Annotated in this window: 15 protein-coding genes; 5 read left to right on the top strand and 10 right to left on the bottom strand. The window is 38.0% G+C overall.

The features are described 5' to 3' along the window. Positions 1-20 precede the first annotated feature (20 nt). The 10 genes from CBW18_RS08750 to CBW18_RS08705 form a co-directional block, all read right to left on the bottom strand. Complete coding sequence (locus CBW18_RS08750) at positions 21-383, bottom strand: hypothetical protein (protein WP_088300913.1); 363 nt, start codon at positions 381-383, stop codon at positions 21-23. Between the two features lie 87 nt (positions 384-470). Continuing rightward, positions 471-1,172 carry an SDR family oxidoreductase gene (locus CBW18_RS08745; RefSeq protein WP_088301350.1) on the bottom strand — a complete coding sequence of 234 codons (702 nt, stop codon included), beginning with the start codon at positions 1,170-1,172 and terminating at the stop codon, positions 471-473. A gap of 472 nt (positions 1,173-1,644) precedes the next feature. After that, positions 1,645-3,423 carry an aromatic amino acid hydroxylase gene (locus tag CBW18_RS08740; protein ID WP_088300912.1) on the bottom strand — a complete coding sequence of 593 codons (1,779 nt, stop codon included), beginning with the start codon at positions 3,421-3,423 and terminating at the stop codon, positions 1,645-1,647. A 139-nt stretch (positions 3,424-3,562) separates the two neighbouring features. Then, the gene (locus CBW18_RS08735) at positions 3,563-4,060 is read right to left on the bottom strand and encodes a GtrA family protein (RefSeq protein ID WP_088300911.1); all 498 of its coding nucleotides are present in this window, start codon (positions 4,058-4,060) and stop codon (positions 3,563-3,565) included. Between the two features lie 107 nt (positions 4,061-4,167). Continuing rightward, positions 4,168-4,848 (bottom strand): CAP domain-containing protein, encoded by a 681-nt coding sequence (locus tag CBW18_RS08730; RefSeq protein WP_088300910.1) that lies wholly within the window; start codon positions 4,846-4,848, stop codon positions 4,168-4,170. Between the two features lie 140 nt (positions 4,849-4,988). Then, positions 4,989-5,753 (bottom strand): SDR family NAD(P)-dependent oxidoreductase, encoded by a 765-nt coding sequence (locus tag CBW18_RS08725; protein WP_088300909.1) that lies wholly within the window; start codon positions 5,751-5,753, stop codon positions 4,989-4,991. An 86-nt stretch (positions 5,754-5,839) separates the two neighbouring features. Continuing rightward, positions 5,840-6,244 (bottom strand): AraC family transcriptional regulator, encoded by a 405-nt coding sequence (locus CBW18_RS08720; RefSeq protein ID WP_088300908.1) that lies wholly within the window; start codon positions 6,242-6,244, stop codon positions 5,840-5,842. 113 nt (positions 6,245-6,357) lie between these two features. Continuing rightward, positions 6,358-7,035, bottom strand: coding sequence for a 2'-5' RNA ligase family protein (locus CBW18_RS08715; RefSeq protein ID WP_088300907.1), 678 nt, complete (start codon positions 7,033-7,035; stop codon positions 6,358-6,360). 76 nt (positions 7,036-7,111) lie between these two features. After that, positions 7,112-8,755, bottom strand: a complete 1,644-nt coding sequence (locus CBW18_RS08710) for a glycine--tRNA ligase (protein ID WP_088300906.1) — start codon at positions 8,753-8,755, stop codon at positions 7,112-7,114. After that, positions 8,739-8,948, bottom strand: a complete 210-nt coding sequence (locus CBW18_RS08705) for a hypothetical protein (RefSeq protein ID WP_088300905.1) — start codon at positions 8,946-8,948, stop codon at positions 8,739-8,741. The genes CBW18_RS08710 and CBW18_RS08705 overlap by 17 nt, the downstream gene beginning before the upstream one ends. A gap of 87 nt (positions 8,949-9,035) precedes the next feature. Here CBW18_RS08705 and CBW18_RS08700 point away from each other — a divergent pair, with 87 nt between their 5' ends. The 5 genes from CBW18_RS08700 to dnaN all read left to right on the top strand — a co-directional run bounded on the left by CBW18_RS08700 (position 9,036) and on the right by dnaN (position 14,638). Then, positions 9,036-9,953, top strand: coding sequence for a glycerophosphodiester phosphodiesterase family protein (locus CBW18_RS08700; protein WP_088300904.1), 918 nt, complete (start codon positions 9,036-9,038; stop codon positions 9,951-9,953). Between the two features lie 71 nt (positions 9,954-10,024). After that, a complete protein-coding gene (locus CBW18_RS08695) occupies positions 10,025-10,732 on the top strand; it encodes an ATP-binding cassette domain-containing protein (protein WP_088300903.1) in 708 nt (235 codons plus the stop codon). Between the two features lie 337 nt (positions 10,733-11,069). Continuing rightward, entirely contained in the window at positions 11,070-11,795 is a 726-nt protein-coding gene (gldF, locus tag CBW18_RS08690) for a gliding motility-associated ABC transporter permease subunit GldF (RefSeq protein WP_088300902.1), read from the top strand. Then, on the top strand, positions 11,795-13,480 hold the full coding sequence (gldG, locus tag CBW18_RS08685) for a gliding motility-associated ABC transporter substrate-binding protein GldG (protein WP_088300901.1): 1,686 nt from the start codon (positions 11,795-11,797) through the stop codon (positions 13,478-13,480). Before gldF ends, gldG begins: the two co-directional genes overlap by 1 nt. A gap of 33 nt (positions 13,481-13,513) precedes the next feature. After that, positions 13,514-14,638, top strand: coding sequence for a DNA polymerase III subunit beta (gene dnaN / locus CBW18_RS08680; RefSeq protein ID WP_088300900.1), 1,125 nt, complete (start codon positions 13,514-13,516; stop codon positions 14,636-14,638). Positions 14,639-14,704 lie beyond the last annotated feature (66 nt).

Raw genomic sequence — 14,704 nt, 5'->3', positions numbered from 1 at the left:
TGATTAAATATTAGTACTGATTAGATACTTGGGAAAAAGCCCTGAGCTTTATCTCCGATTACCGGAAGTGGCTTTAACTGACTATTGTTTGCACTAACTGCACCTAAAATGATGAAGATAATGTACACAATGTAAATCAGATAACTCAAATAGCCTAAAAATGCTACCGGGAAAATCGCCACCAGAATGGTGAGTAAGATATTAACCACAATGATAGCCAAGTGCAGCAGCAGCGACTGCCTTAAATGATAACTGGATAAAGCCGTTTTATTGTCTTTATACATGGCGAAGTAAGAAATAAGCCAGCCAATCAGGAAGATGTAGCTAACAATTGCAGCATTTTTGCCGCTGTCTGGAGTAGTAGTGAATTTTGAGTTTTCCATATGATTAATTTAAAGGTATGCAATTCATATTAAATCATAGACTTTAATTAAACCAATAAAGTTTATCAGTTTTTAAAGTCTTAATGATTAAGGTGTTGACACTGCAACAGGCAAAATTTTTCCATTAAAAAACTTATGCCCTGTTTTTGCGAAATCTGCTACGTATTTCCCCATTTCAAAAGCCATTACAGGGCTTTGATAGCCGGGAAAAGCAGCTTCCAGCATTTCCGTTTGTGCCGAACCTAAGGCTAAACAATTAATTTTGATTTCTGTTTGCGCTAATTCAAAAGCGAGGCATTCGGTTAAGGCATGAAGCGCAGCTTTACTTGCAGAGTAAGCAGAAAGTCCGGAGAATTTAACACTCCCCTGAAAACCACCCATGCTTCCGACATTGACAATATGGCTGCCCTTTTGCATTAAAGGTAATGTAGCCTGGATCATTCTGAAATGACTAATTACGTTGCTTTGCAGCATTTCGCCTAAGTCTTGTTCAGTTGTTTCTAAAAAAGGTTTATTAATTAATGCGCCTGCATTGTTAATCAGGATATCGATATGGCCGAGGCGCTCTTTTAAAAATGGAATCAGTGCGGCATAATCGTCATTTACGATATCAAATTCAACAGGCAGCAGTGTGCAATCCGGGTTGATCCCTTTGGCAATTTCCAGCAGTTTACGTAGTTTATCCGCAGAACGGGCTATGGCAACAATTTTATTTTCTTTCTGCAAGCTAAACTCTAAGGCAGTTTCAAATCCGATTCCGCTGCTTGCTCCGGTAATGATAATGTTCATGGGTAAGGTATATTTGCGATGAATATCCTTCATCTATTGATTTAAGTTTTAAATAGCTTTAAGCTTAGTAATCTTCAAAATTCTGGCGTAAGTTAAATTAAAATTAATTCAATATCATCGATAAATTAGAATCCTGTATCAGAAGTGACTAAAGGTATTTGCAAAAAAAACTTGAACAGCTGCTATAATTGCATCGGGAGCTTTTACTTTAAAGCGTTGCCCTGAACATTAATAAGGAAGTTTGTATCCGCTACAAAACTAAATGAACTCATTTCTTATTTTTTTCTGGTAATCTACTTCATCCAAACCACGTTGCAATTTTCTAAAATGCTTATGCAAGGTTTTTTACACCCGTTTCTGATAATTTTTTATGGCATCTTGAACTTTTTCTTTCGTGATAGGTTGTTGGATTTCAATGATCATGCTCAAATTTACTTAATTAATATCAAATTTCACAGGTTAGGTTTTTGTGTTAATCTATTAATAATTGACTCACCGGATTTTTAATCACATGTAAACCATCATTAATAAGTTTTTTATGATCTAACTCTTTGCCCGCCTTAATTTCTAGATAAACCTGAATTTCCTTTTCCAGCTGGTGATAAATTTTTTGATGAAAGATGATTTCTAAAATCTCCAATGAACAAAGCCAGTCCTGCCGATGGTTCCGTTTCAGCTGATCAAAAATTCCAGCGAGTGCATCCAGGTTTTGACCACTTTCCCTGATCTCTCTAACCTGTTGATACAGCTGATGCAATGCTACTGTTTTTTCTTCATAAATAATCTGATGTGTACTTTCCTTGCTGATCAGGGCAATCTCTTCAAAGGCATCCTTATCTGCCGCACCATTAAAAACAGAAATAATTTTTTCACCCACAGCCATATCATAATTGCCCCATTCGGGTTTAAAAAGGATATTACCATTGCGCTCGTTTACGGTACAGTCTACAAATGTGATTAAGATAACCTTTCCATTTTCTCTCAAAATATCTGTCACCCTGCCATCAACACAGATGCCACTGCTGAAAATCATCTGGGTTCTGTTACCCTGATGATTTCCTGATGTTCTGATTTCTTCATCACTGTAATCTTCCAACGGTTTTGTAACATCCTTCAGCTTTCCAACAGGAGATGAGAACCCATCAGCGTGATATTGTTTTCCATGACCCGGAAGTTGCTTGTCATTAAAAGCAAGGGCAGAAACCCCGGTAGTTTTAATAAAGGTAAGCTCATCTGCCAGGCCAATCCCGATATCGGTAAATACACCACTCACCTGTAATCCTGAAGAATAAACTGCTGTTGCCACGTTTTTACAGGCAATCGCTTTCATGATGCTTTCTGTTCCGCCACGGCGAAAGGCCATGGTATCTGCAAATTGTTCCAGTACATCAATTAGATTTTGAAAAGTTTCTGTTACAAAAAGCTGGGGCTGAGGCTTGGTGATATCATATTGGTAATTGATGGTATCGATGTTGTACCACAATTTTTTAACTTCTTTATTCATACAGGAAGCGCTTTCTCCAATGGATGAAAGCAAACCTGCACCATAAATTTTCGGATCTTCCAACGTTCCGATTAGGCCATATTCAACTGTCCACCAGTGCAGGCGGCCAAGTAGTGCCATTTCGGAAGGCTCTCCCATATTTTCACTAATAGTGCGCAATGCTTTTTCTGCTTTCGCAATTTGTTCTTCATTAGTATTAACCGCTTCTTTTAATATGGATAATTTTCTGATGGCTTCATAGAGCTCAAAATCCTTGGCTGAAAACATCGCTTTGGCACCAATAGCACCAAAATAACTCAAATAATTATTATAATCTGTATCTGCTATAATAGGGGCATGGCCGGCACTTTCATGAATAATATCTGGTGCTGGTGTATATTCAATATGGTTGATCTGGCGAATATCTGCAGCAATGACCAAGACCCGATAGGCCTGGTATTCCATAAAAGCAGCTGGTGGAATAAAACCATCAACCGTAACGGCACCCCAGCCAATTTTGCCGAGGTTATCATTCATGGTCTGTAAATCTGGAATATGTTCAATACTTAAGCCGGCCCGTTGTAAACCTTTAATGTAAGGATAATAAGCAACATCCTTTAAATAGCTATAATTCTGACGCATGACATAACGCCAAACCGCCTGATCAATAGGGGTGTATTTTTCGTAATTCTGGTTAACTATAAATTGTTTTAAATGATTAGGTAATTTTGCTACCTGCGCGTTATTAAAATCATTAAAATGGCTCATGGTTGAAATGAAAATAAGTTGGTCGAGGGCTAAGTTATGATGTTAGCCTTACCTAAACAAGAAAGCCATCCTATAAATTAATAGCCATAGGTAATAAATGGTTAAAGCAGAATCGAAGAATCAGTATTTAGTGCCGGTTTTATTGATTTTTGCTATTGCTGCCTAGTTTCTTTACACTAAAGGTAAAGTAATGTTGATAAAGGTAACTGAAGCCAGCGATTAGGAATTGTACAACCAGGCGGGATATGGTGGGATAAATACCTAAAATTTCTGAAAAGAACTTGAGCAAAATATAGTTAAGCGGCATATTAATCAGTTGCAGATTTAAAAATCTAAATAACTGAACATGTGATTTTACTTCGCTGTGCGTAAAAATTACATATTTATTTAAAATGAAACTATAGGGAATGACAATGGCAAACTCCACGGCAAGCGCAACGGTATTTCTTTTCAAAGTCATGAATAAAATATGATATTCTTCCTTCATGAAGACATCATTATACGCAACATAGAAAACCACCAGCCCAAGAACGAAAGTACTGCCACCTGTAGCCAGATATCGAAAATTATGCAGTGAGATGTATTTTTTAAATGGTGGATAGAAAAAATCGATAATGGCTAAAATAAATTTCCGCATGAATTTTGATATGGTTCAGTCGCAAAGGTAGTTTTTTTAACAAAAATTACTTTCAAATTTTTGCTGAGGTTAAACGGTTAAATGAATTGAATAGGTCATTATGGCGTTTAACGGTCTGATTTAGGGAGTGCAACAAAATCTATCACCGCACACCATATATAGGAGGGATGTGGCTGTATGCTTAAACCAACGATATTAAACCTGTTTCTTTGGTCCAGTATGGTGAGGCGGTGACCAAGAGATTGCACACCACAATCCAGAAGCAGGTGGCATACAATATCCAATCCCTTATCATTCCCGAAATCGATGTTTTCACTCATCGTTCTATTTGGGTAATATGTAGCAATTCTTTTTGAAAACTTATCGCCATTACTGCTCTCATGTGTGTCCAGATTATTTTTGCTTAAATCCAATGCATGATTACGACTCACTATTGATAATTTATCGTCCGGATAAAACATTGGCAGGTCTTTTATCTTGCGCAAATGTATGAGTAGTGATAAATAATAAGGGTTGTTTTTAGCAATTTTCAGATCATTGTAATTGCGGTATTTACGAACTTTTGCATTGTAATCATTGATGTATTCTTCCAGTAGGGTGTGATAAAATTTCTCGCCATCCATACGCGCCAAATTCATGTACAGCACCATGTTTTTTTCTTCATTGCTGAGATATGATGCGTTGGCTGCTGTATTGGCACGTTGATACTCCGCATCTGTCCATTTTTGTGCCTGAGCAATAACGGCTAAAGAAAGAATTAAGAGTGTGAATAAAAAATATCTGATCATTCAAGATGGGATTTGTAATGAAAACGCCCGGAAGAATGCTTTATTTTAATTGGGTGATTATTGGTCGATAGGGCATTAATCAAAGTTTGTCGAAGTACCCAATGGCCTTCGACAAACTGAACTTTCAGCCATTCTATAATCTATAAGAACATGCCGCCTGAAGCCTCAATGCGTTGCGCATTAATCCATCTGGCTTCTTCTGTACAAAGAAATGCCACTACACCACCAATATCATCAGGTAAGCCTACACGGCCTAAAGCAGTTTGTGAGGCTATTCCTGCGTTCATTTGTTCATTATCACGTACCACACCACCACCAAAGTCAGTTTCTATCGCTCCAGGGGCAATGATGTTTGATCTTATACCTCTTGCACCCAATTCTTTTGCCTGGTACCTGGTTAAAGTTTCCATAGCTCCTTTCATCGCACCATAAGCCGCATATCCTGGTAAAGAGAAACGGGCCAGGCCTGATGAAATATTAATAATCGCGCCACCATCATTCAGAATAGGTAAAACTTTTTGCGTCAGAAAAAACGGACCTTTAAACTGGATGTTTACCAAAGTATCAAATTGATCTTCTGTGGTTTCTGCAAATGATGCATGGATACCAATACCTGCATTATTTACGATAAAATCCATTTTATCAGCACTGAAAACCGTGTTTAAAGTGGATTGCACTTCAGTAATAAAAGCATCGAAATTTCCACTATTGGCAACATCAAGCTGAAGTGCTGCGGCATTTACACCTAATTTTTTAATTTCATTAACCGTATTTTCAGCTTCTTCTTTTTTTGATTGATAGGTAACAATAACATCAATACCTTTTTCGGCGATTTTAATCGCTGCATTTTTTCCTAAGCCACGGCTACCACCGGTAACTAATGCAATTTTATGTTGTTTTTCCATGTTCTTTTAATTTGATAAACAAAGTTAAATGGAAAGTGATGGGAAAAATGGTGACTACTTAAGTTAAAATGGTGAGAGATTAAGTATTATGCGGTAGTAAGGGCTTTATTTGCTAAAGAAATTAAATATGCTTCACGATATTGCTTTGGCGTTTTGCCAGCAAAATGTTTAAAAAACTTGGTGAAGTTTGAAGGATCGTAAGTTAAAATTCTGGCAATTTCTGAAATGGGCATATTGGTATTTTCCAACATGGATTTTGAAATATCCATCAAACGCTTTTCAAAGAAATAACATGGCGCATAGCCGGTAGCGGCTTTAATGGTATTGCTTAAATGAACCGGGTGGACATGGATTAAATCGGCAAAGTCCCTGACTTCAAACATTTCTGTTGCCCGGCCGGATACAATATCATCAAGATGTTTATCTAACTCTTTTATATAATCGGCTGCAATTTCATGGCGACGGGCAAAAAATTTTTGAGGAAGTTTCATCAGGTGATATGATTAGGACCAAGACAAATATAATCTACAAACGATAAAACCAGGATCCTTATAGATTAAATCATTCTTTTTTGACTTTCGCATTATCTCGAAACCTGCTTTGTTTATAAATCAAACTCGTGTAGTTTTTTCACGAATTTTTTGCGTTGATACCAGTCATTGTAAACTAACTCCATGTTGTGTACTTCAAAGGTGCCGAAATCAAAGTCTCTGTATTTTTCTACCAGTTTCAATAATTGATCTTTGTTTTTTAGCACTTGCCTGAACCTGATAACGGTTGAATGTGCTGTTTGAATGGCATAACGTTTATCTATACTTTGTTGAAGATCAGTATTTTTAAAGCCAATGCGCAAATCATCCCTGATTTCGTTTAGCGTATCAGTTAAAAATCCCTGAAGCAAAATGCAGGAAGGAGAGGCCGTAATTCCTTTAAATTGAATTTTGAAATTTCGGTGTTTGGCTATTATCGGTTCAATTACTTTAACATAATCCGCTACATTGATGTGCCGGAGATCGAAACCAACATAGCAGGATATGATGGACATCACCGTAATGTGAAGATCGCTATTTTGATAATAATACTGGTGTGGATCAATGGCTTTAACTTCATTCAAAAATTGTTGGATGTTAGTCTTGGTGCTTTCGTCCGGCCTGATTACCAAGGTAATTCCGAAACGATAATCATCTTTCGAATCAATCAGTTCATCAACCTCATAATGGCCATTGGCTATTTTGGTTTTCGATTCCTGATATAGTTTGTCGTAATGTGCTGATAAATTCATTTTTCCAAAAAAAAGTCGCAGGTTAAAACCTGCGACTAAATATGATAACCAAACTAAAATGTTCTTAGGTGATCAATTAGGCAAGTAGTGTTTTCCAACTCACTGCTTTGCCAATAATATCGGCTAAATCAGCAATAGCAACACGTTCTTGTTCCATGCTGTCGCGATGGCGGATGGTTACGGTATTGTCTTCTAAACTCTGGTGATCGATAGTTAAACAAAAAGGTGTACCAACCGCATCCTGACGGCGGTAACGTTTGCCAATGGCATCTTTCTCTTCATATATGCAATTGAAATCGAACTTCAGGGTATCCATAATTTCGCGGGCTTTTTCCGGTAAACCATCTTTTTTAGTCAATGGGAAAACTGCAACTTTATAAGGTGCCAAAGCAGGGTGCAGGCGTAACAATGTACGACTGTCCTGTTTTTCTGCTGTACTTAAGTCCTGCTCTTCAAAAGCATTAATCATGGTTAACAGAAACATACGGTCTAAACCGATTGAAGTTTCAATCACATATGGCACATAGTTTCCGTAAGGCTTGCCATCTTCATTTAAATCATTGTCGAAATATTGCATTTTCTTGCCGGAAAATTCCTGGTGTTGCGTTAAATCGAAATCTGTACGGCTATGAATTCCTTCCACTTCCTTAAATCCGAATGGGAATTCAAATTCAATATCTGTGGCTGCATTGGCATAATGCGCCAGTTTTACGTGGTCATGGTAACGGTATTTTTCAGGCGATGTTCCTAAAGCTTTATGCCATTTCAAGCGGGCTTCTTTCCAGTATTCAAACCATTTTTTGTCATCACCAGGGCGAACGAAAAACTGCATTTCCATCTGCTCAAATTCGCGCATGCGCATAATGAACTGACGGGCAATTACTTCATTTCTGAAGGCTTTACCAATTTGGGCAATTCCGAAAGGAATTTTCATCCTTCCTGATTTTTGAACGTTCAAAAAGTTTACAAAAATACCTTGAGCCGTTTCCGGACGAAGATAGACTTCATCACTGCCCTCTGCCATAGCACCAAACTGAGTGCTGAACATCAGGTTAAACTGGCGTACATCTGTCCAGTTGGAGGTTTTAGAGATCGGGCAAATCACTTTATAATCAACAATTAAATCCTTTAGCTGTGCTAAATTTTCAGATTTAAGTGCCAGGTTCATTTCAACCTCAAGTGCTAAGCCTTTTTTTACAAATCTCCAGCTGGCTTCATTAATAAAAGGATATTTCTCATGCTCTAAAATGTCATTTTCATCTTTAAAACCAGGAATCCACGCGGCCTGACCTTCATCACTCAGACCTAAAATTTCATGTTGAAACTCCTGAAACTTAGCTTTGTTTTCAACACTGAAATTGGCCAGTTCAGAATATAATTCATCAATTTTATTTTCCAGTAGCTGGTCGGCACGGTAACGTTTTTTCGAATCTTTATTGTCGATCATCGGGTCGTTAAAACCATCCACGTGACCACTGGCTTTCCAAACTTTAGGATGCATAAAAATCGCAGAATCAATTCCTACAATATTTTCATGCATTTGTACCATGGCTTTCCACCAGTATGATTTGATGTTGTTTTTTAACTCGGCACCCAATTGCCCGTAGTCGTAAACGGCACTTAAGCCATCATATATTTCGCTGCTTTGAAATACAAAACCGTATTCCTTTGCATGTGAGATTACATTTTTAAATTGTTCGTCGTTATTCTTTTGAGCCATAATGCAGCAAAGATAATAAAAAGGCGGAGGGTTTAAAGGTATAAGGCTGAAGGTTTTTGAACGAAACCATTATGCGGTTTACAGGGTCTCCCTTTAGGCGATTTAGTGGTAAAGCAATGGTAATGCTGATCGGTTGCTCCAGTCCCGCTGTACGCTTTACTTCGTGCTCGCTGCCATCGGGTTTAGTTTGCAAAAGTGGTGTAATAATGAAAGTTTGTCTCCCCTGCTTCCATTTTTCTTATAACCCTATACATCATCCATTTTTTACTATTTTTGCCTTATGAAATTTTATCATCTCATTTTATTGAGTTTTCTGACCATTTTCGCCGCATGCGGCCAGGAGGAAGCTCATCAATATATTAAGTTTAATAATATTCAGGAACTCTATCAATTCTTAAAATGGAGCCCGGAAAACCGTTTTCCATTAATCAGTGCACACAGAGGTGGCCCGATGCCCGGTTTTCCTGAAAATTGTATTGAAACCTTTAATAATGCAACCACTTATAATCCCATGGTCATCGAATTTGATATTGCTTACAGCAAAGATTCGGTGATGGTGATTATGCATGATGATAATTTAGACCGGACCTCAACTGGAAAAGGCCCGATTGGAAATTACAAGTACGAAGAACTTCAATCATTTAACCTGAAAGATAATGAAGGGAAAGAAACCAGTTTTAAGATCCCCACGCTTGATAGTGTTTTAAGCTGGAGTAAAGGAAAGGTATTGTTAACAATCGATTTGAAAAAGGGCGTTTCTTATGCGAAAGTGATTGAAAAAGTGCGACAATACCAGGTAGAAAGTAATGCTATCCTCATTACCTATAATGCAAATCAGGCAGAAGAGGTTCATCGCCTGGCGCCGGATTTAATGATTTCTGCATCGGTACAGAAACAATCAGAGTTGAAACGGCTCAATGCTCTGGGTATTCCCGACAATAGAATTGTGGCTTTTGTTGGCGTTTCGGCACCTGATAAGGAATTATATCAATTTCTTCACGCCAGGGGCATTACCACCATTTTAGGAACCATGGGTAACATTGATAAAAGTGCGATTGCCAGTCCGGCCAGAAATATTTATTACCACCTGGTAAACAATGGAGCGGACATCTTATCTGGCGATAATATCCCCCAAGCAGCTGAGCAGCTTGATAAATTCAGGTACAATAAAAAGTTGAAATCAGCACGCATTAATTAGAAACGTCTTACTTGGCTAACTTTACAGCCTTTGCGAAAAACTTAGTGTTCTTTGCGGTTATATAAAACAAAATGAGCATTTCAGTAAGAAATATTTCCAAACATTACGATGCACAAAAGGCTGTTGATTCAATTAGTTTTGAAGCCAGGGCGGGGCGTATTTTAGGGTTTTTGGGACCAAATGGTGCGGGGAAGTCAACAACTATGCGCATGTTAACCGGTTACCTGGAACCAACATCCGGCAGTGCGGAGATTTCAAATAAAAATATCGTTACGCAATCTCTTGAGGCTAAAAAACACATCGGTTATTTGCCCGAAAATACACCGCTTTATCCGGAAATGTATGTAAGGGAGTATCTGGGCTATGTGGGGCATACTTATAAGTTAAAAGATATACCGGGTCGTGTGGATGAAGTGATTAAGCTGGTGGGTTTAACACCAGAGCAACACAAGAAAATTGCGATGTTATCAAAAGGTTACCGCCAGCGGGTAGGACTGGCACAGGCTATTATTCATAATCCCGATGTTTTGATTCTGGATGAACCTACTTCAGGTTTAGATCCTAACCAATTAATAGATATTCGTGCTTTAATTAAGGAGCTGGGTAAAAATAAAACGGTTATTATTTCTACACATATTATGCAAGAGGTAGAAGCCATTTGTGATGACATCATCATCGTCAATAAAGGTAAAATTGTAGCGAACGATACGCTTGAAGGCCTGAAAAAAGTGCATCATCAGATCTCACTGGAGGATATTTTCAGAAAACTTACGGCCTGATTGCTTTATTAATCCCTATTTCGGGAAGATGAAAGTGCTGGTATTTATATTAGTATAGAAATATTTTCATGCTAAATCTTACAGCCAGCTATTAGTTAAATAATGGAGTAACTTCATGAAAGATCTGATTTGGGTTAAAATGATACCTTGGCTAAGTGTTAGATTTAACTAATGAAAAGATAAAGTGTGTGCTGTTAACGTTAGCTTTTATTTTAATCAATGATAAGGTAATATATTTCATTAAAGCGGAATAGCAACAACGCTTTCTGAACGAATTAGCCGTTTTGTACCTTTAATATGCCCGAATATTTAATTAACTTCGGCATTTTAACGTGGTATGTACGCAGTTTTTAAACGCGAGTTATTCAGTTTCTTAAGTTCAATGGTGGCTTATATCACCATTGGCATTTTCCTGCTTATTTCTGGCTTGTTGCTCTGGTTTTTTCCTGACACATCAATTCTGGATTATGGCTATGCCGAAATGGATGGCTTTTTTAGTCTGGTGCCTTACTTATTTATGTTTCTGATTCCGGCCATCACCATGAGGTCTTTTGCCGAAGAACGCAGGGAGGGAACTTACGAACTCTTAATCACCCGGCCCGTTTCCCTGTGGCAGATAATCATTGCGAAGTTTCTGGCCTGCCTGGTGCTGGTATTTTTTGCGTTAATTCCAACACTCGTTTATTCTTACTCCATTTCAAAACTGGGATTTCCGGAAGGAAATATTGATTCAGGAGCGGTAACCGGATCATACATCGGTTTATTTTTTCTCGGCGCCATTTTTACATCAATAGGCATTTTTGCTTCTGCATTAACGAAAAATCAGGTCATTGCTTTTGTGATTTGCGCCGCATTATGTGCCTTTGTCTTTTTAGGATTTGAATATACCAGTCAGGTGGCTTTTTTACAGCACTTCCAAAGTACCATTTCAAGTTTCGGTATCAGTGCACATTATAGCTCAATGAGCAGAGGTGTGCTGGATACCAGGGATTTACTGTACTTTATCAGTTTTACGCTGCTTTTTTTATTGTTTACCAGATTAATAATAGGAGGGAAGCGATAATGGAAAAAGGGAAAAAATGGCTGTATATGATCTTGTTTTTTATCGCAATCATTGCCATCAATATTATTGGAAACTATATTTTTTACCGCTTTGATTTTACTATAGATAAGCGGTTTACTTTAAGTAATAAAACAAAAGATATTCTGGCTAAAAATACGAAGCCCATTACCGTCACTGTTTTTTTAGATGGTGAATTGCCTCCTGCATTTAAACGTCTTCAGGCCGCGGTAAATGATATTTTGTCAGATTATAAAGCTTATTCTAATGCCGATCTGAAAATTGTTTTTGTTGATCCGCTGGCCGGATTAAATCAATCCGATCAGGACACCGTGATCAATAACTTATATGAAAGAGGGATTGAGGCAACCAATTTAAGTGTTAAAACAGAAGCCGGACTGACACAGAAATTAGTGTATCCAATGGCCATGATTGAAACGGACAATAAGGAATTTCCGGTAAAGCTTTTTCAGAATTTAGATACCCGCGGCAGTTATGAAGATAATATAAACCGGGCCATTGAAAACCTGGAATATGTTTTTACAGCAAGCTTAAAAAAAGTAATTACCGGAAAAAATCCCAGGATTGGATTTACCGAATCAAATGGAGAACTTAACGATTTACAGATTGGAGATGCCATCCGAACGCTTTCGAGTAGTTATGAAGTAGGACGCGTGGATTTGAACACCATTGATAAGGCCGGGCTGGATAAGTTGAACATGATGATTATTGCCAAGCCGGTTAAGCCGTTTTCGGAAACGGAAAAATACAAAATCAATTATTTTGTGATGAATGGCGGGCGTATACTCTGGAGCATTGATCAGGTAAATGCAGAACTGGATAGTTTGAGACAGAGGAGCGGGCAGATGGCGACCAGCCGCAACCTGAACCTGGATGATATGCTTTTTATGTATGGGGCGAGACTTAATTATAATCTGATTGCTGATCCGGCAAATTGTGCCGAAATTCCAGTTTCAACAGGGCCTGTTGGCGGACAAAGCCAGATGCAACTCTTGCCATGGATCTATTACCCTATCTTACTTCCGGATACGAGCCAAAGTGTGGTGAAAAAACTAGATGGTATAAAGTCGGAGTTTCCTGGTACGGTAGATAGCATAGCGGTTAAGGGTGTTACGAAATCATTCATTCTCAATACTTCAGCATTTAATAAGGTTTACAATACCCCTAAGCCTTTCAGTTTACAGATGATTAGTGAACAGCTGGACCCCCGTGCATTTCAAGGCGTACCACAGCACGTAGGTTTAATGATGGAAGGGCATTTTCCTTCTGTATTTGCGGGCAGACCATTGCCGACTGGAATTTCAGTACCTTATACCCAGGATTTAAACAGTAAAACTACAAAAATGATCGTCATCGGCGATGGGGATGTCTTCAGGAATCAGGTTTCTGAAAGAGACCATTCACCTTTTCCTTTGGGTTTTGACCGGTTTAGCCAGCGCACTTATGGCAATAAAGCACTACTGTTAAATATTGTTGATTATTTTACCGACGATGATAACCTGATTATACTCAGAAACAAAGAAGTGAAAATCAGGTTGCTGGATAAAACCAAAATAAAACTCGAAAAAGCCCGATGGCAGTTTATAAATATTGCAGTTCCTTTGTTATTGTTAATATTCTTTGCGATTTTTCAACATTATTACCGCAAATACAAGTACGCTAAATAATTTTTATATTTTTGAAGAAGACTAAATAATATCATGAGATTTATTGTATCCACATCAACCTTATTAAAACACCTGCAAACTGTAAATGGTGCATCAAGCAGCAGTACAGTTCTACCTATACTAGAAAATTTTCTTTTTGAAATTAAAGAGGGAAACCTCACGATCTCAGCTACCGATTTACAAACCAGCATGACCACCTCATTAGCTGTAGAGTCAAAGGAAGAAGGTAAAGTAGCTGTTCCATCTAAAATTTTATTAGATACCCTCAAAACATTACCAGATCAACCCATTGCGTTCAATATTGACGACAGTACCTTTGCAATAGAAATCAGTGCTGGTGATGGTAAATATAAATTAAGTGGTGAAAACGGGGATGATTTCCCTAAAATTCCGGTGGTAGAAAATGCTTCTTCGGTAAATTTACCGGCGTCTGTTTTAACAGAAGCTATTACCAAAACCATATTTGCGGTAAGTAATGATGAGTTGCGCCCTGCAATGACTGGTGTATTTTGCCAGCTATCGCCTCAGCACATCACATTCGTAGCAACTGATGCCCACAAGCTGGTGCGTTACCGTCGCATGGATAGTAAGGCCGATAAAGCCACTTCATTTATTCTTCCTAAAAAAGCACTGACACTTTTAAAAGCAGCTTTACCATCAACAGATATTAATGTGTCAGTTGATTATAATGCCACAAGCGCATTCTTTAAATTTGATAACATCAACCTGGTGTGTCGTTTAATAGACGAACGTTATCCAGATTATGAGGCGGTGATTCCTCAGAACAATCCAAATAAACTGGTAATTGACAGGGGATTATTTTTAAATACCCTTCGTAGGGTAGTGATTTTTGCAAATAAAACCACTCACCAGGTGAGGTTAAAAATCAATGGAAGTGAACTTAATATCTCTTCTGAAGATTTGGATTTTGCCAATGAAGCACATGAACGTTTAAGCTGTCAATACGATGGAGAAGATCTTGAAATTGGCTTTAATGCCCGTTTTCTGATTGAAATGCTCACCAACCTTAGTGGTGATGAAGTTACCTTAGAACTTTCAACACCAAACAGGGCCGGCTTACTCATTCCTCAAACCAATGATGAAAACGAAGATGTTTTGATGTTGGTGATGCCGGTTATGCTGAATAACAGCTATTAATCTGTTTCATTAAATATAAAAAATGGCTTGGTTTTTGACCAAGCCATTTTTGTTATAACCAAACCC

The sequence above is a fragment of the Pedobacter sp. AJM genome (genome assembly GCF_002197755.1).
Classification (GTDB): domain Bacteria; phylum Bacteroidota; class Bacteroidia; order Sphingobacteriales; family Sphingobacteriaceae; genus Pedobacter.
Note: the sequence above shows the minus strand (reverse complement) of the source record. Positions and strands in the feature narration are given on the sequence as shown.